The sequence below is a fragment of the Vreelandella malpeensis genome, assembly GCF_020622355.1.
Lineage (GTDB): Bacteria > Pseudomonadota > Gammaproteobacteria > Pseudomonadales > Halomonadaceae > Vreelandella > Vreelandella malpeensis.
Window position 1 is genome coordinate 18,348 of record NZ_WHVL01000004.1, and the last position, 16,447, is coordinate 34,794.

A 16,447-nucleotide genomic window follows, 5' to 3' on the forward strand; every position below is an offset into this window, starting at 1 on the left:
ATAATGATTCCTAAAAAGATTCACTGCTGCTGGTTTGGTGGTAACGAGAAGTCGACACTCTACAAGGAGTGCATCGCCAGCTGGAAAGTCGTCATGCCGGACTTCGAGATCATCGAGTGGAACGAAGGCTCTGTCGATCAGGGCATTCCGTTCATCAAGGATTGCATCGAAAAGAAGCGCTGGGCCTTTCTTTCCGACTACATGCGAATGGTCGCGCTGCGCGATCACGGTGGAGTCTATCTGGACGTCGACATGGAAGCCGTCAAAAGTCTGGAGCCACTGCTCGAGTTCGACTGTTTTCTTGGCTATGAAGACGCCGACCGCCTCAACACGGCCGTGGTGGGTGGCGTTGCAGGACACCATTTCTTCACGGATGCGATCGAGTTGATCGAGCAACGATTCGAGCAAAAGAAACCTTTTCTGATCGCTCCCGAAGTGGCCAATGCCTGTCTCGCCAAAGATGCCAGCAATATTGAGGTCATGCCATGGTCCGCCTTTTATCCTTATAACCCCTATGCCAAGTCCCATGATCGCAAGGAACTGATGTTCAAGTATATCGAAACGGATACCTACTTGATTCATCATTGGGGGAAGGGTTGGAAAATGGGGTTATTTGAAAAAATAAAAAGAAAGTTGTTTTAAGTATACAGAGTTGTGCGTTCATTAGCTTAACGTTCGATGATTTTTGAGCGTATTAATGTTTTATATGTCTTTCGAGGGCGAGGAATGCTGAAGAACGGGCTTCTTTTTTTTCTTGTAGTGAGCTGGGTTTTCTTGGTCAATGGGAACTTTGACGATAGAGTGCTGCTCTCTTATGAGCAGTACGGCTTGATGTTGTTCGTGCTTGTTGGCTTGCTGGTCACCATGGTGTTTAGTGACTGGATGTTCAGTCTGAAAATATTGTTACTGCCTTTTTTCATTGGCTACCTCTTTCTGGTTTCAATGTTTTTTGGAGGGGACGTTTCGTCGTTAGCAAAGGTCATTGCCTTTTCGCTTGTTGTCTTGTTAGCTAGTTTTTGTGCTAGTAAAATGAGTGTCGAAGCTTTTCTCAAAGCTATCGTCGTATCTCTTTTTCTTCTACTTTCCTTTAATATCTTGCTAGCCAATTTTTCTACTGGGATAGGGCTGGAAGAGGGCAAGTTTGCAGGTGATTGGAAAGGTGTTTTCGATCAAAAAAACGCTTTGGGTAGGCTGTCGGCACTGCTTATGGTATCAGCTACATTGCTTTTTATTAGCTCGAAAGAGTTGGCCGTGAAACTTTGTTGTTTTTTGGTGTTCGTTGCTGCCGTCTTTGTTGTCTTGAATTCAGGTTCAAGAACAGGGTTTGCAACAGGTATGCTGATTTCTTTTCTAGCCTTCTTTTTCCATATGTCTTACACAGTTCTCAATGATCCAAAGGTCAATGGGAAACTTTTCGTATCCATATTGGTACTGGAAGGCTTTATTGTTGTCGCCATTCTTCTTTTCAACGCCCAAGCAGTAGCTCTGCATACGGGTAACGATGGCATCAGTGTTTTTGGAAAGTTTATTTCTTTGACGGGCCGTTTGACGATTTGGGAGTATGCATTGCAGCAGCTCCATGGGGTGCATCTGTGGTTAGGCTATGGTCTGGACAACCTTTGGACCATGGATCATTTTATAACGCTAGGCCCTATAGAAGGAATGGGTGATTTCTATCCAGAAGATAGTCATAACGGATATGTTGATATTCTTGCTCAAGGCGGAGTGCTAGGTGCCATTATTTATTTTGTTTTCTTTGCCGCACTCATGATGGCAGCATATAGAGCCAAGCTCGATGCAGTAGAATTTGTGGTATTCTTTACTTTTATATGCTTTTTTCTCGTATCGAATATTACGGAATCTTATACGACGAAGTCTACAAATATAGTGAATTTTATTTTTGTCTATCTGTCTGCCTTTGTTTTTTTGAAAGAGGCAAAGCAGCGTGACGGCTTTCTTTTTAAAGCTCCTAATGTAAAGAGTATGAAGCGTTTCGCCTTTCGTTCTCGCACTCAAGAACGCAATTGAAACAGGATGCTATCGAAATGATGTCTCGTGGTGGTGAAAGAAAGTCGGACAAGGGGGTAGTGTTTTCAGAACGTTACCCTCCACAACTGGTATTCCCGGTATTGGATATTGCGGCTATTGCATTCGTAGGCTTTATAGCTCATTTATATCGCTTCGGAACTGTGGAACTACATGAGCGCTATGTATTGGCGCTCGCTTGCATGTCTCTTCTTGTTATTATCATCAATAATTCGACCGGTAGTTACAAACGCTGGCGCGTATCTTCGAGCTATTATCTACTTGGCAAGCTCATGCTCGTATGGCTGGCTGTTGCAATCATCGCTGCTTCGCTGATTTATTTTGCAGATGCTTCCGAACGGTATTCCAGGCTCTGGATAGGTTTGACGCTGCTGGGTTCTTTCATATTGGCAGGTGGTGCTCGCATTGCCGTTCAATACGGTTTGCGTCGAGTACGACTGCGAGGAGGAGCGCGACGGCCTATCTTTCTTGTCGGTCCTGGAGCCAACGTTCTCAATGTGGCCAAAGGCATGCGTCAAGCTGCCTGGGAAGGCCATTCAATCGCCGGCGTCGAGCGACTTCATGGAACGCCTGAGCACTCGAACATGACCCGAATCGCCGAACGCATCAGCGCTTCAGGTGCTGCGGAGGTATGGATATGCGTTCCACTCGAGATGGGAGATACCGTTCATGGCCTGTTCTATGCGCTGCGTAACCATACCGAAGAGATTCGCTTGATTCCCGACTTCAAGGACATGCGGCTCTTAAATCATCGCACCAGCGAAGTGGCGGGGCATTTAGCTATCGATTTGAGCGTTTCGCCCATCAGCGGAATGGCACGACTGGTCAAGCGTGCCGAAGATATTCTGCTTGGCGGGCTCATCACGCTGATGATCTTGCCCGTCTGCCTGTTGATCGCCCTGATCATCAAGATGACTTCCAAGGGGCCGGTACTGTTCAAGCAATATCGCACCGGTTCGAACGGCAAGCAGTTCAAGGTATACAAGTTTCGTTCCATGCATGTGCATCAGGAAAGTGAGGGCGTGGTTACTCAGGCTACGAAGGGTGACAGTCGCTTGACGCCGATTGGCGCGCTACTTCGCAAGACATCGCTGGACGAGCTTCCTCAGTTCTACAACGTGCTGCAAGGACGTATGTCCATCGTCGGCCCACGCCCGCATGCGCTGGCCCATAACGAATACTACAAGGAGCTGGTCGAATCCTACATGCGTCGGCACAAGGTCAAACCGGGGATTACTGGATGGGCGCAGGTGAATGGCCTGCGCGGTGAAACCGAGACCCTGGAGAAGATGCAGCGTCGTGTCGAGTACGATCTTTGGTATATCGACAACTGGTCGTTGTTCCTCGACATCAAGATCATTTTCATGACCGTGTTCAAGGGTTTCACCAACAAGAACGCCTACTAGCCGACACGTTTACAAGAGGTAGCGCCATGATATTGGTCACAGGAGGAACGGGGTACATCGGGTCGCATGTCGTCGTCGAGCTCTTGCAAGCAGGCCAGGACGTGGTCGTGCTCGACAACTTGAGTAACAGCTGTCCAAGCGTCATCCATCGTATCGAGAAGATTACCCGGCGTGGCGTGACCTTTTTCGAAGGCGATGTGTGTGATCGAGGGTTGTTGACTGACATCTTTGGGCGTCACGGCGTCTCGGCGGTAATCCATTGCGCTGGTTTGAAAGCCGTCAGCGAGAGTGTGAGAAAGCCACTCGAGTATTATGAAAATAACGTTTACGGCACCTTGAGCTTGTGTGCCGCGATGCAGGCAGCCAACGTGAAGAAGCTGGTCTTCAGCTCTTCCGCCACGGTCTATGGTGAAGAGGCAAGCACCCCTTACGTCGAGACCATGCCCCGCGGAGTGGCCACGAGCCCTTATGGAACGTCCAAGGGAATGGTGGAAAAGGTTCTGGAAGACTTGAGTGCGAGCGACGCACAGTGGTCCATTTCCATTCTTCGCTATTTCAATCCGGTGGGGGCGCACCCTTCCGGTCTGATCGGCGAGGCGCCACAGGGTATCCCCAATAATTTGATGCCGTATATCGCTCAAGTGGCGGCGGGGTCGCTGAGCGAGTTGTCGATCTATGGTAGCGACTATCCTACCGAAGACGGTACGTGCGTACGGGATTACCTGCATGTCGTGGACCTGGCGCAAGGACACTCAAAGGCCTTGACGCATCTGCAGCATGGGGTGCATCACTATAATCTGGGAACCGGGCAGGGAGTGTCGGTACTGGAGATGGTTGAAAGCTTCATGGCTGCCACCGGGGTGAAGGTACCTTATCGATTCGCTCCACGTCGTGAAGGTGACTTGCCTGCTTTCTGGGCCAGTGCAAACAAGGCTTGTCAGGATCTCGGCTGGCGCGCCGAAATGAGCCTGACGGACATGATGATTGACACCTGGCGCTGGCAGCAAAATGCAACGCAAGACACCGCCACTTCATAAGCCGTGCTATAGTGCCGCCGAATCGCTGCCGACGTCTCGGCGGTATCGGGCTGACTTATTTACAAGCGATATCATGTCGAACACTGCACGGTGGGCTCACCACTATACTTCTCTTGCGGCGTTCCTGTTCGGAGCGCTCTCTCTCGTCATTCCCACTGGTTATTCGCTGGGCGCTGCCTTGCTCTTGCTGGGCGGGATAGCGTTGGTTTTTCTGCGTCCGGGCTTGAAGCTGGACCGGCAGGATCGAGCCATCATGGCGGTCATGCTTGCCTACGCCGTGGTCGTCATGCTCATGGCCTTGTGGGGGGGCGAGAGCTCGCGTGCGCTGGACCGCCCCAGCCGACTCCTGCTGGCCGTGCCGGCGCTGCTGTTCGTGCTGGCGTACCCGCCTAGGCTTGCGTGGATGTGGGCGGGCTTTGCCGTTGGTGCGATTGCAGCGGGCACCTGGGCGGCCTGGCAGAAACTCTTCATGGATATAGAGCGTGCAGGAGGATATACGCACGTCATCCAGTTCGGTAACTTGAGCATGCTGCTGGGAATTCTCAGTCTTGCCGGCTTGGGGTGGGCTTTTGTTCAACCTCGTCGCCTGACATGGAGTGCTTTTCTCTTGGGAGGAGCCTTGATGGGCATTCTCGGCTCCCTGTTGTCCGGAAGCCGAGGTGGCTGGATAGGCTTCCCGCTCGTACTCATCGTTCTTTATCGAAGCTATGGCAGTCAGCTTTCTCTTAGACTCAAGCTTGCTATCTTCGGTGGCGTGCTGGCAGCAGCAGCAGTGGTATTTTTCATGCCTCAGACAGGGGTGCAAGAAAGAGTAATTCAGGCATTCAATGATATTGCTTGGTATCTTTCTGGGGATTCACAGGAGACATCATTGGGAGCGCGTTTCGAGATGTGGAAGGGAGCCACTCACTTGATCGCTGATAAACCTTTTCTGGGGTGGGGTGAAATCGGTTATCAGTCCGGAATGGCCTCATTGGCTGAGCAAGGCTTAGTGAATCCGTCCATTCTTCAATTCGGCCACGCGCATAACGAATTCCTGGATGCTTTCGCTAAACGGGGGGTCGTCGGGCTGACCGTTTTGTTGCTGCTCTACCTCGTGCCCATGCGCCTTTTCGGGCGCTACCTGCGTCACGACAATCTCGAGGTACGTTCGGTCGCCGTGGCAGGGGTATTGCTCAGCGTTGCCTATATCGATTTTGGTCTGTCCCAGGTGTTTCTCACCCATAACAGTGGCGTCATGATGTTCGCTTTTCTGCTGGCCATATTGTGGGGCGTGCATGGCCACCATCGTCGCTGTCTGGCGTCACGAACCTAGAATGCGGTGCTGACAGCATGCAAAGGGCGGCCAGTGCCGCCCTTTTTACGTTTTATCGGCAAGATCATGATCGTCTCGAATGACCCGTACTCGCGTCTGCTCCTTGGTCCACTTGCCCGCCTTCTTGTCGATGTACTGAAAGTGCTCGTTGGTGAAGCTTCCCTGATTGCAGGCGTAGCGGTAGGGCACCGTAGGCACCATGGCGGGGTCGAGGTGCTGATTGAAGACGCCGGGGCCGGTCAGCTCGAACACGTTGGTGAGCGTGTTCGCCTCGATATTGCGCTGGACCTGGTCGATCAGGGTGCGCAGGTTGGGGTTCTCGGCCTGGCTCGCAATGAAGTAGTTACTGATTTCGCCGCGCCGTGTGGTAACAAAGAGCTCCGGGGTGTCTTTTCCGATCACGCAGCCAAGTGGCCAGACCGCATGGGCATCGATATCCAGGTAGACCCCGCCGTGATGATAGAGCACCAGCAGTCGCCAGAAGTCCGCCTGGGCGGCGCCGATCTGCAGCCGAGCGTAGTTCTGGTTGATGCGCGTGTCGAAGTGACGGGCGATGAACGCCTGGCGCGCCTCGGTGATCATGAAGCGGTATTCGAAGCGTGGCGCCATCAACCGGTTGAAGAGGTAGTTCAGATAGACCGGCAGGGTGACGCGGTCGGTGAAGTTGGTCTGCCACAGCGTACGGGGTATGGCCGTCTGATCATGGGGTTTCAAAAGCGGCGGCGCGTAGGCGGGCAACGTGAAGCGCTTGTTCGGCGCCAGCGCGTGGAATGCGTAGCTTGAAAGCTTGGTGATGTTGGCGACAAGCTTGATCACTCGGCTTGCCGCCACGATGATCAGGCGACTGGCATTGCTGGGTTGGGTCATGAGAAGCCCGTTTCTTTCCCTCAGAAAAGCGCTATCTTACCCGCAATATTGTGTCACCAGCCACCTTGCCCCTCGAGAAGGCTCAGCACGTTGTTGTCGATGGCGAGCTTGAAGTCCGCCGTGGCAAGCACCATCGCATCTCCCGCGCGCACCACCCGGGTGCTCACGTAGATGTAGTCCTGGCCTTGGGCATAAGTGCCCATCAGAATCGAGCGGGCGTTGCTCTGGGAGCTCAACCTTTGTACCTGGCGCGACAGGATCAGCTCGCCCACGTTCTCCTCAATGAACATGCTATCGCGCATCTTCACCTCGCGAACCTGCATGCCCTGCTGGGCTAGCGCCGAGGCCATGATTTCGGAGCTGATGCGCCCGAAGGTGGAGGAGGTGGTGAGGTTGTCGATACTCACGAAGGTGGCGGCGATCATCGGGCTGTAGCGAGTCAAGGCAGGGTTGCCGGCCATCATCTGTGCGGCGGCCTCGTGAGCCAGCTGGGAGAGATCCGGCGGCGGTGGCTCCTGCGGGCGGCTCTGGTTGTTTGCGCAGCCGCTCAGCATCAGCGCGCCGAGCAGCGAAAGCACCAGCAGGGCGCGGCGGCGGGGAAAGAGGGCAAAGAGTCCGGAAACGATTGCGTGCATGGCCTTACCAGGTATTGGTGAGCGGAACGGAAGGCTCGACGGGCGTGTAGGCCCGTTGGGGCGCGTACTGGCGCCGATCGCCCTTGTTGATGTAATAGATGTTGGACGACGAATAGAGAATGCGCTCGTCGTCGATCACCTGAGTGGTGACGATGATCTCTTCATTGCCGGTGTAGGTCCAGCTGCCGCTGGTGACATCCGCCACCATGGCGGCGGGAATCAGCCCGAGCGCCGGTTCGCTCCAGCGGTTGATCGGAATGGTGGCCACCGCCACGCCCGCCGCCAATGCCGTAAAGGCTCCTACAGGAGGACGCACGAAGCTTCTATCGCGGTGCTCGACCACCTCGACGCCGACCACGACTTCGGCGCTGTTGCTGGTGGGGACGGTGGTCACGTTGGCGCCGCGCGTCACCAGCTCGCTGGTCAGCAGGGCGCGAAAGCCGCGATCGAACTCCCCGCCGCTATAGGCGACGTAGCCTTCCGGGTTGGGGTCCTGGATGTGCAGGTCGCGAAAGCGTACTCGCTCGCGCTGGAGGATCTGGCCGGCTTCGTGGCGGGCCAGCACTTCCCAGTGATGAGCGGCCTGCATGCGCTGCTGCTCGGTGTAGGGGTAGGTCGTGGCGATCGGTACCTGAGAAGTATTGGCGTAGAAGCAACCACTCAACGCAAGGCTTGATAGCCCCACACCAAGCGCGCACCCGAAACGATGTGTTACGGCTAAAAGGCGGGTATACACCGGCTAGTTCCTTCTCTTCGCAAAAGGGCTTTTTGATAGACTAGGCCTTCTAGCCTGAAGCTTACACCTTGGGTATCGACCGCCAGGTGAAAAACTTGAATGAGTAGAGTTCCCCATGCTTGAAGACCACCGGGGCGGCCCGCGCCACGACTCGCTGATGTCCGCCTATTCGCAGGAAGACGGCAACAGCGGCTGGATGATCAGTTACATCGATATCATGACCCTGCTAGTGGCGCTGTTCGTGGTGATCATCGCCGCCGCCGATATCAGCCCCGGCGGCGCCCAGGAGGATACCCTCGTCGGTGCTGATCAAGACACGCCGGTGCCGGCGCTGGAAGTCCCCCTGCCGGAGTCGCTTCAGCGCGCCGCCCCCGCGCTGCCGGCGCCGATTCCCGGCGAGCTGAGCCCGGTCGCGGTCAGCGCCGCGCTCGGAGTGGTCGGCCCGCAGGCTCGGCGCCCGGTCGTCCCTGCACCGAGCGCTCCGCCGGCGCTGCTTGCGCGTCGCGACGTTGCCATCGAGGCGGTCATCGACGATGCGCCGTTGCAGCCCGCCCCGGTGCTCGAGTGGCTGCTGCCCACGCCGCTGTTTGCCTCAAGCGCCGGCGAAGGCCCGCCGGTACAGGCACCGCCGCCGATGGCGGACTACATGGTGATCCTCACCGACCGCCCCCCGGTCAACGTAGTCGCCCTCGACGAGTCGGCGATCCAGGGCGCCGTCGGTGTGGCCGAGCGCTTGAACGCGCGCGTGGCCGAATCCCCCTACCTGCCCAATCTCGAAGGCGTCGAGGTCGCACGCGTGGCTGAAGGCATCAGCCTTCGTGTACAGGACCAGCTGCTGTTCCCCTCCGCCGAGGCCGAGTTGACAGACGGCGGCACGGTCCTGGTGGGCTCGCTGCTGGAAACCATCCAGCGCTTCGATGGCGAAGTGTGGGTAGAGGGGCACTCGGATAGCCGGTCGATCAATACCCCGGCATTCTCCTCCAACTGGGCGCTTTCAAGCGCCCGCGCCATCGCCATCGTCGAGGCACTGGAGGCGGCGGGCGTGGCACCTTCGAGGCTGCGCGCGGTGGGGCTGGCGGATACCCGGCCCTTGGCGGATAACGCAACGCCCGAGGGGCGCACGCGCAACCGGCGGGTCGAGGTGGTCATTCACGTCGAATGAAAGATGGCGAATAAACCAGGCGAGTAGTTCAGGCGAATAGAACGTGCGAATAGAACGTGCGAATAGAAAGTGCGAATAAAAAAAGACCCGCCGGGGGTGGGCGGGTCAGTAAGGGCTTGGCTCGGTGTAGTCTGCTGGCATCAGGTGAGGGGTGTACCAAGGGTGCCAGCAGGTACAATTCGAGTATAGCCTTCCTCAGGCCTTTGCCAAGTTTTTTTATAATTTTCTGCTTGGCTGTTCATCTCTTGTCCAAGTTATTTTCCTTCCATCACCTCATCTCATGCTCTTCCATGGTGCGGCTTGAATGCTCGACGATGGTGCATCTGATCAATGCGGCGTTTGAAATTCTGCTAACCGGCTGATGCATTTAAATAAAAATGCATTGGCACATAACCTGCTAATCAAAAGCCATGATCGCGCACATGGTGCTGATCGTTTGCAGGCCAATCATGTTTGCAGGCCAATCATTGAAGACAGGTGATGTCATGTCGGAACACGCCCGCGCCGCGTCACAACGTGCCCCCGAGACTGCCGCGATCGACCCGGCCCTCAGGCCGCGCCTGGTCGTCACCGATTTGGACGGCTCACTGCTGGATCACGACAGCTACGATTTCTCGCCCGCCCGTGCGGCGCTTTCGCGTCTCAAGGCGCTCGGGGTGCCGGTGATTCCGGTCACCAGCAAGACCCGCGCCGAGCTTGCGCCGCTGCGCGAGGCGCTGGGCCTTACCTCCACGCCTTTCGTGGCCGAGAACGGTGCGGTGATCGGGTTGCCGCCGGGGTGGTGCCACCCTCGGCTGGATCGCCCTGGCGACGCCCGGGACAGCATGGTCGTCAAGCACACCGGGGTAGACAACGCCTTCATTCGCGCGCGGCTCGACGTCTGGCGCCAGCGCCTGAACGTACGCTTCACGCGGATGGGCGAGATGTCCGTCGAGAAGGTGGTCGCGCTGACCGGGCTCGACGACGCCCGCGCCATTGCCGCCCGCAAGCGCCAAGGCAGCGAGCCGCTGATCTGGGAAGACGATGCCGCCGCTCTCGACGCCTTGCGCCAGGCGCTGGCCGGCGATGGGCTGACGCTCACCCAGGGTGGGCGCTTTCATCACGCCATGGGCGCGACCTCGGACAAGGGCCGCGCAGTGACGTGGCTGATCAAGCGCTTTCGCTCGCTGCGCGGCAGCATGCCGCTGACGCTGGGGCTGGGCGATGGCCCCAACGATATCGAGATGCTCGAAGCGGTGGATCAGGCGGTGGTCATCAAGGGCGCTCATCACCTGGCGGTGAACCCTGCAAGCGACGCGCTCTATCGCACCCGCGCAAAGGGTCCGACGGGCTGGGTCGAAGGACTCATTCACTGGTGGGGCGCGCAGGACGAGCGTCTCGCCAGCCTGGCTCTAGGCATTGACGATCACGAACTCGACGATCACGAGCTCGATGGTCACGACGCAAAGCGAATCAAGGAGGATACGCCATGAGCGACTTTCATCAGAATGGCCTGATCACGGACTTTCATAACCTCACCCGGCGCCCGGTCGAGGAGCTTGAGCGTGACTTGGTGCGCTTTGGTGCCCGCCGGCCGATGGGGCTGATCCTGCCATCGCTGTTTTCAGAGCTCGAGGGGCCGGCGCTGTCGGCCATCGTCGACGAGCTCGCCAAGGTGCCGTATCTCGACGAGATCGTGATCGGGCTCGATCGCGCCGACCGCGAGCAGTTCCTGTTCGCCCGCGAGTTCTTCGCCAGGCTACCCCAGCATACGCGCATCCTGTGGAACGACGGCCCGAGGCTTCGAGCGCTGGATGCCGAGCTCGACGAGCATGGCCTGGGGGCGCTGGAACCGGGCAAGGGGCGCAACGTATGGTACTGCGCGGGCTACATGCTGGCCTCTCACCGCTCGTCGGTGGTGGGTCTTCACGACTGCGATATCCTGACCTACGACCGGGCGCTGCTGGCGCGGCTGATGTACCCGGTCGCCCACCCGCAGTTCGACTACAGCTTCTGCAAGGGCTACTACCCGCGTATCGCCGAAGGCCGCTTGAATGGGCGCGTTTCGCGGCTGATGGTCACGCCGCTTTTGCGCGCGCTGAAGACCGTCTGCGGGCCGCTGCCGTATCTGGACTATCTCGATAGCTTCCGCTATCCGCTTTCCGGCGAGTTCGCCATGCGCCGCGACGTGCTCGAGGGCATTCGCATCCCGGCGGACTGGGGGCTCGAGATCGGCGTGCTTTCGGAGCTTCAGCGCAACTATTCGCTGCGCCAGATCTGCCAGGTGGATATCGCCGACGGCTACGATCACAAGCACCAGCCGGTGAGCGAGGACGACCCGACCGGCGGGCTCAACCGCATGAGCCTGGATATCGCCAAGGCGCTCTACCGAAAGCTGGCCACTCAGGGTATCACCTTCAGCAGCGAGGATTTTCGCACCTTGAAGGCGACCTACTACCGGCTGGCGCTGGATCTGATCGAAGCCTACGACCACGACGCCACCATGAACGGGCTGAGCCTCGATCGCCACTGCGAGGAGCAGGCGGTGGAACTTTTCGCCAGCAACCTGCTGGAGGCGGGCAACCTGTTTCTCGACAACCCCCGCGAGCGGCCCTTCATTCCCAGCTGGAACCGGGTGCAGGCCGCAGTGCCGAATCTGCTCGCGCGCATGCACGAGGCGGTGGAGCGCGACAACCAAGGCGATGTCTGACGCCTTCGGTTGCATTCCCGAAAGGCAGGGCCTGAAAGGCACGACGCCCACGCTTGCGAGCGTGGGCGTCGTGTTTTCGTCAGACCCCCGAGCCTAGAAGTCGTCGGGGGAGGGCAGGCTGGCGCTGCCCGCCGGTGAGGCCATGGCCGGTGCGCTCGATGAGGCGATGCGGAAGTTGGCGACCCGCTGGCGCAGCTGGTCGCTCAGCGTCGCAAGCCGTTGGGTGGCGTGGTTGCTTTGCTGGACGAGCCCGGCGTTTTGCTGGGTCATCTGATCCATCTGGGTCACCGCGAGGTTGACCTGCTCGATGCCGCTGCTCTGTTCGCGGGTCGCGGCGGAGATCTCCTGCACCAGGGTGCTCAACTGCTGGATATCCTCGACCACGCGATTGATCACCCCGCCGGTGTCGCGCACCCGTTCGCTGCCTTGTGCTACCTTGACGCCCGAGTCCTCGATCAACTTCTTGATTTCCTGGGCGGCGGCGGCGGAACGGCTGGCGAGGTTGCGCACTTCACTGGCCACCACCGCGAAGCCGCGACCTTGCTCGCCGGCGCGCGCCGCCTCTACCGAAGCGTTGAGGGCCAAGATGTTGGTCTGGAAGGCGATGGCATCGATGGTATTGACGATGCTGCTCATCTGCGCGGCGCTCTCGTCGATGGCCTCCATGGTGCTTACCACCGTGGTCATGGCGTCGCTGCCACGCCGGGCGTTCTGGGCCGTGGTCGCGGCGAGCTCGCGGGCATGCTCGGCGTGCTCGGCGTTCTGCTTCACCGTGGCGGTCAGTTCTTCCATGCTCGAGGCGGTCTCGGCAAGCGAGGCGGCCTGCTGCTCGGTGCGGGTGGAAAGCTCCTCGTTGACGCCGACGATGCGCTCCACGCCGTCATTGACCTGATCCGCACCCTGGTTGATGTCCCCGATGGTGCTCGCCAGCGCTTCGCGCATGCGGTTGATATCGAACAGCAGGCTGCGGCGATCACTGGCTGCGAGCGTGGTGCTGCGGGTCAGGTCGCCATCGGCGATGTGACTGACCACCGTGGCCGCGTAGCGCGGGTCGCCTCCGAGCCGCTTGGCTACGTCGCGAATCACCCAGCCCATCAGCAGCGCCACGGGAATGCCCACCAGCAGCAGCGCGATCAGCGAGCGAAGCAGACTGTCGACGAAGGCTTCGTCGATGTCGTCCACATAGACCCCGGCGCCGTAGGCCCAACCCCAGTCCGCCAGGTAGGCGAAGTAGCTGATCTTGGGAAACTGCTCGTCGCCGGAGTCGATGCGCTGGGAGAAGTAGTCGACGAAGCCGCCCCCGTTTTGCGCTGCGTCGAGCAGCGCCTGGTAAAGGTACATGCCGCTCGAGTCCCGGAAGGTGCTCATGTCGTCACCGGGTTCGCGACGCGGGTGGGAGACGATGTCCAACTGATCGTTGAAGGCGAAGATGTACTCGCCGTCGCCGAATCGGGCATTGGCGATGCTCTCGATGGCACGGGCCTGCGCTTCTTCGTGGGTCAGCTCGCCGCTGCGCGCACGGGCCTGAAGACTTTCGAGCTGATACCCCAGGCTCTCAACGACGTACTGGAGGCTCGTGCGTCGCTCCTGTTCGATGGTTTGTCGGGTGTCCCAGCTCAGCCAGCCGACCAGCAGCAGCATGGCCAGGCAGATTACCGAGAGAATGCCCCAGAGGCGTTGGTTCAACGTCAGTCGCGTCATGGTTTTCCTGAGTACATGTAAGAATCGAAGATGCATCACATATCGGCAGGAAAGGGCGGGGCATGAGTTTGAAACGGATTAATTATTCGTAGTGCGCCGGACGACGGAACCCCGCGTCATACGCGGGGTTCGGCGCATTGCGTTGCCCGGCTCGAGCAGCGCTATCGCGGCGCTTCGCCGCCCATCATTTCGATCAGCCGGTCATGCCCCGGAAGACCCTCGATGCGATCCAGGCGCACGGCGCCATCGGTTTCGCGCTTGAACGCGCTGGTGGGGGTGGCATGAAGACCGAGCTCGTCGAACAGCTGGTTGTTGGTGTAGACCTGCTCCTCGATCGCCACGCTTTGGGCGCTGGCGGTGATCGGTTCACCTTCGCTGTGAGCGGCGAGCGCCTGTTCGGGGTCATCCGCAGCGAGCAGGGTTGCGGCCAGCGCTGGGCTGTTCGGGGCAAGAATGCCGACCAGAATGTGGCGAATCTGCACCTCGCCGGCCTCGACCCAGGGACGCGTCTGGCGCCACAGCGCCTTGCAGTAGGTACAGTTCGGGTCGGTGAACATGTACACCCTGCGCGGGGCGTCGGTGCTGCCATCCTGGACCCAGTGGCTCTGCTCCAGGCTTTGCCAGGTCTGCGCCTCGAGCGGAGCGCGCACGTGAGTCTCGAGCGCCGCCTCGGAGAGGTTCTCGCCCTGGGCATCGAACAGCGTGCCGATGATCGCGTGTTCGCCATCCGGGGTGAGGTAGATCACCATCTCCTGGCCCGGCGAGCTGGCCCCGAAGCCGACCAGCCCGCCAGGGGCATCAAAGCGCTCGTGAATCTCGAGACCGCGCTCGCGCAGGGCGTCGATGGGGGCGGGCAGCGGCGCGTCGGCGGCAAGGGCCGCGTTCAGGCTTGTGCTCGCAAGCGCAAGGGTCAGAAGCGATCTGGCAAGGGGCATGGCATTTTCCGTGTGGCTGCTAGTCGAGGCCCCAGTAGACCACAGCCCGGGCTAGCCTGCCTGCTCGTTGACCAGCCAGCGCGTCGCGTAGGGGGCAAGAGGCGCGTCGACAGGCCCCGCCGTGGGGCCCTCGAGCACGCGCCAACCGTCCTGGCCGAGCGCCTCGATAAGGGCCGAGCCGGTCTCGTCGAGCGGCACGGGCCGGTCGGTGACGTTGAAGAGTGCCAGCAGTCGGCGGCCGTCTTCGAGCGGCCCGCGTTCGATGGCCAGCAGGTGGTCGGGCGTGGCCAGCACGCGCTGGGCGGCACCGGGATGAAAGCAGGGTTCCGCGCGGCGCAGGGCGAGCAGCGCGCGCAGGGCGTGGAATACGTCGTGGGTCGGGGTCGAGGGGCTTGCCAGCAGCAGTTCGAGCTCGTTGCTTGGCCATTGGCGGCGGTTGATCGAACGCAGCCGCCCGCTGCGCTCCACGCCTTCCACATCGTTGAGCGAGCCGGTCAGCGTGTGGATGTAGAGCGCAGGGATGCCCTGCAGGGAGAGCATGATCGCCTGGCTGCAGAGAAAGCGGGCGATCTGCCAGGGGTCCGGTCCGCGCCGGGTGCCGCGCATCGCCTCGAACCAGGTAATGTTGATCTCGTAAGCGGTATCGCTGCCATCGGGGTTGCTGCGCATGCTGACGAAGCCACCGAAACGGTGCATCAGCTCGAGCAGCGCATCGCGCTCGTGATCCGGCAGCAATCCCTCCAGTGGGCGCACGCCGATGCCATCGTGGCTGGCCGTGAAGTTGAGATAGGTGCAGGAATTCGGTAGCTCGGGCAGGCCCGCGAGCCACTCCTGAAGCGTTGCGGCCTCGCCCCGGGTGAGCGTATGCAGCAGCAGCGGCGGCAGAGCGAACTGGTACACCATGTGCGCTTCGTCAGCGATGCGCACGGGGTCGGGGGCGTTCGATGCCAGCCGCTCCAGGCCGAAATAGCTGATGTTCTCCGCGTGGGGCACGTTGGTTTCGGTGATCAACAGCGTGTTGGGCGCGACCTCGTCGACGATGGCGCGCAGAAGCCGCACCACGGTGTGAGTTTCCGGCAGGTGAATGCAGGTCGTGCCCAGGCGCTTCCACAGAAACGCCACGGCGTCCAAGCGCACGATGCTCACGCCTTGCAGCAGGTAGAACAGCAGTATGCCGACGAACTCCAGCAGCACGTCAGGGTTCTCGAAATTCAAATCGATCTGATCATCCGAGAAGGTGGCCCACAGGTGGCGCGTGCCCCGGCGGGTGGCGACCGGCACCAGCAACGGGCTGCTGCGCGGCCGAGTCACCTGGGAGACGTCGGTGTCGGGGTCCACCTCGATGAAGAAGTCGCGCCCGGGCAGGCTTCCGGTCAGGTAGTCGACGAACCACAGCGACTCACGCGAGACGTGGTTGAGCACCAGATCGCCCATCAGGTCGAAATGGCGTGAAAGCTCGCGAATGTGCGACCAGTCGCCGAGCGCCGGGTTGACTTCGCGGTAATGGATGACCGAAAAGCCGTCGTCGCTGCTCCAGGGAAAGAAGGGCAGCACGTGAACGCCGCTGATCACGCCGTCGAGATGGCGGCGCAGGAAGTCGCCCAGCACCGTCAGTGGCGGCGTGTCGTCGGCAACGATCGAGTCGCCGTAGCTGATCACCCACTGATCCTTCTCGCTCCAAAGCGGTGCACCGCGCTCGCCGTCGAGCACTCGGCGGGGAGTGATTGCTGGGGTGCCATCCTGGCTTTCGCCCCGCGCGCGGGCCTCGTTGAAGTACGCCACGTGCTGGCCGATACGCCGCGCTACCTCGCCTGCACGCTCGCCATACAAGTGGGTCAAGTGGCGGTGGAGCGTCTTTTCGAAGTGCGTCATGGGCGCCTCTTTTTTGGACATCGAAAGGGATGTAACAAACGCTGCA

The 16,447-nt window shown here is 59.5% G+C and carries 14 protein-coding genes; 8 read left to right on the forward strand and 6 right to left on the reverse strand.

Features of this window, described 5'->3' with window-relative positions:
• Positions 1-3: 3 nt before the first annotated feature.
• From GEV37_RS10215 to GEV37_RS10235, 5 genes are all read left to right on the forward strand, one after another.
• The gene (locus tag GEV37_RS10215; RefSeq protein ID WP_227390154.1) at positions 4-642 is read left to right on the forward strand and encodes a glycosyltransferase family 32 protein; all 639 of its coding nucleotides are present in this window, start codon (positions 4-6) and stop codon (positions 640-642) included.
• An 84-nt stretch (positions 643-726) separates the two neighbouring features.
• Positions 727-2,028 carry an O-antigen ligase family protein gene (locus tag GEV37_RS10220; RefSeq protein ID WP_227390155.1) on the forward strand — a complete coding sequence of 434 codons (1,302 nt, stop codon included), beginning with the start codon at positions 727-729 and terminating at the stop codon, positions 2,026-2,028.
• Positions 2,025-3,452, forward strand: a complete 1,428-nt coding sequence (locus tag GEV37_RS10225) for an undecaprenyl-phosphate glucose phosphotransferase (protein WP_338035125.1) — start codon at positions 2,025-2,027, stop codon at positions 3,450-3,452. Before GEV37_RS10220 ends, GEV37_RS10225 begins: the two co-directional genes overlap by 4 nt.
• 26 nt (positions 3,453-3,478) lie before the next feature.
• A complete protein-coding gene (gene galE / locus GEV37_RS10230) occupies positions 3,479-4,489 on the forward strand; it encodes a UDP-glucose 4-epimerase GalE (protein ID WP_227390156.1) in 1,011 nt (336 codons plus the stop codon).
• Positions 4,490-4,562: 73 nt separating this feature from the next.
• Positions 4,563-5,804, forward strand: coding sequence for an O-antigen ligase family protein (locus GEV37_RS10235; protein ID WP_227390157.1), 1,242 nt, complete (start codon positions 4,563-4,565; stop codon positions 5,802-5,804).
• A 45-nt stretch (positions 5,805-5,849) separates the two neighbouring features.
• On the opposite strand, the gene GEV37_RS10240 is transcribed toward GEV37_RS10235, so the two are convergent.
• The 3 genes from GEV37_RS10240 to GEV37_RS10250 are packed head-to-tail and all read right to left on the reverse strand — an operon-like array spanning position 5,850 to position 7,991.
• On the reverse strand, positions 5,850-6,671 hold the full coding sequence (locus GEV37_RS10240) for a glycosyltransferase family 32 protein (protein ID WP_227390158.1): 822 nt from the start codon (positions 6,669-6,671) through the stop codon (positions 5,850-5,852).
• A gap of 53 nt (positions 6,672-6,724) precedes the next feature.
• Entirely contained in the window at positions 6,725-7,306 is a 582-nt protein-coding gene (locus GEV37_RS10245) for a FlgO family outer membrane protein (protein WP_227390159.1), read from the reverse strand.
• Between the two features lie 4 nt (positions 7,307-7,310).
• Positions 7,311-7,991 (reverse strand): hypothetical protein, encoded by a 681-nt coding sequence (locus tag GEV37_RS10250; RefSeq protein ID WP_227390160.1) that lies wholly within the window; start codon positions 7,989-7,991, stop codon positions 7,311-7,313.
• 166 nt (positions 7,992-8,157) lie between these two features.
• Between GEV37_RS10250 and GEV37_RS10255 the strand changes: the two genes are divergently transcribed.
• The 3 genes from GEV37_RS10255 to GEV37_RS10265 all read left to right on the forward strand — a co-directional run bounded on the left by GEV37_RS10255 (position 8,158) and on the right by GEV37_RS10265 (position 11,893).
• Positions 8,158-9,204, forward strand: coding sequence for an OmpA family protein (locus GEV37_RS10255; RefSeq protein WP_227390161.1), 1,047 nt, complete (start codon positions 8,158-8,160; stop codon positions 9,202-9,204).
• 485 nt (positions 9,205-9,689) lie between these two features.
• The gene (locus GEV37_RS10260; protein ID WP_227390162.1) at positions 9,690-10,676 is read left to right on the forward strand and encodes an HAD-IIB family hydrolase; all 987 of its coding nucleotides are present in this window, start codon (positions 9,690-9,692) and stop codon (positions 10,674-10,676) included.
• Complete coding sequence (locus GEV37_RS10265; RefSeq protein WP_227390163.1) at positions 10,673-11,893, forward strand: glycosyltransferase family protein; 1,221 nt, start codon at positions 10,673-10,675, stop codon at positions 11,891-11,893. The genes GEV37_RS10260 and GEV37_RS10265 overlap by 4 nt, the downstream gene beginning before the upstream one ends.
• Positions 11,894-11,986: 93 nt before the next feature.
• On the opposite strand, the gene GEV37_RS10270 is transcribed toward GEV37_RS10265, so the two are convergent.
• The 3 genes from GEV37_RS10270 to GEV37_RS10280 all read right to left on the reverse strand — a co-directional run bounded on the left by GEV37_RS10270 (position 11,987) and on the right by GEV37_RS10280 (position 16,401).
• A complete protein-coding gene (locus GEV37_RS10270; RefSeq protein ID WP_227390164.1) occupies positions 11,987-13,594 on the reverse strand; it encodes a methyl-accepting chemotaxis protein in 1,608 nt (535 codons plus the stop codon).
• 161 nt (positions 13,595-13,755) lie between these two features.
• Positions 13,756-14,529, reverse strand: coding sequence for a thiol:disulfide interchange protein DsbG (gene dsbG, locus GEV37_RS10275; RefSeq protein WP_227390165.1), 774 nt, complete (start codon positions 14,527-14,529; stop codon positions 13,756-13,758).
• A gap of 51 nt (positions 14,530-14,580) precedes the next feature.
• On the reverse strand, positions 14,581-16,401 hold the full coding sequence (locus GEV37_RS10280) for a sugar phosphorylase (RefSeq protein WP_227390166.1): 1,821 nt from the start codon (positions 16,399-16,401) through the stop codon (positions 14,581-14,583).
• Positions 16,402-16,447 lie beyond the last annotated feature (46 nt).

What these genes read in the sequence shown, in the direction of transcription:
- GEV37_RS10270 (WP_227390164.1), bottom strand. Translation starts at nt 13,594, where the DNA reads ATGACGCGACTGACGTTGAACCAACGCCTCTGGGGCATTCTCTCGGTA.
- GEV37_RS10235 (WP_227390157.1), top strand. Translation starts at nt 4,563, where the DNA reads ATGTCGAACACTGCACGGTGGGCTCACCACTATACTTCTCTTGCGGCG.
- GEV37_RS10240 (WP_227390158.1), bottom strand. Translation starts at nt 6,671, where the DNA reads ATGACCCAACCCAGCAATGCCAGTCGCCTGATCATCGTGGCGGCAAGC.
- GEV37_RS10255 (WP_227390161.1), top strand. Translation starts at nt 8,158, where the DNA reads ATGCTTGAAGACCACCGGGGCGGCCCGCGCCACGACTCGCTGATGTCC.
- GEV37_RS10220 (WP_227390155.1), top strand. Translation starts at nt 727, where the DNA reads ATGCTGAAGAACGGGCTTCTTTTTTTTCTTGTAGTGAGCTGGGTTTTC.
- GEV37_RS10265 (WP_227390163.1), top strand. Translation starts at nt 10,673, where the DNA reads ATGAGCGACTTTCATCAGAATGGCCTGATCACGGACTTTCATAACCTC.
- galE (WP_227390156.1), top strand. Translation starts at nt 3,479, where the DNA reads ATGATATTGGTCACAGGAGGAACGGGGTACATCGGGTCGCATGTCGTC.
- dsbG (WP_227390165.1), bottom strand. Translation starts at nt 14,529, where the DNA reads ATGCCCCTTGCCAGATCGCTTCTGACCCTTGCGCTTGCGAGCACAAGC.
- GEV37_RS10260 (WP_227390162.1), top strand. Translation starts at nt 9,690, where the DNA reads ATGTCGGAACACGCCCGCGCCGCGTCACAACGTGCCCCCGAGACTGCC.
- GEV37_RS10280 (WP_227390166.1), bottom strand. Translation starts at nt 16,401, where the DNA reads ATGACGCACTTCGAAAAGACGCTCCACCGCCACTTGACCCACTTGTAT.
- GEV37_RS10215 (WP_227390154.1), top strand. Translation starts at nt 4, where the DNA reads ATGATTCCTAAAAAGATTCACTGCTGCTGGTTTGGTGGTAACGAGAAG.
- GEV37_RS10245 (WP_227390159.1), bottom strand. Translation starts at nt 7,306, where the DNA reads ATGCACGCAATCGTTTCCGGACTCTTTGCCCTCTTTCCCCGCCGCCGC.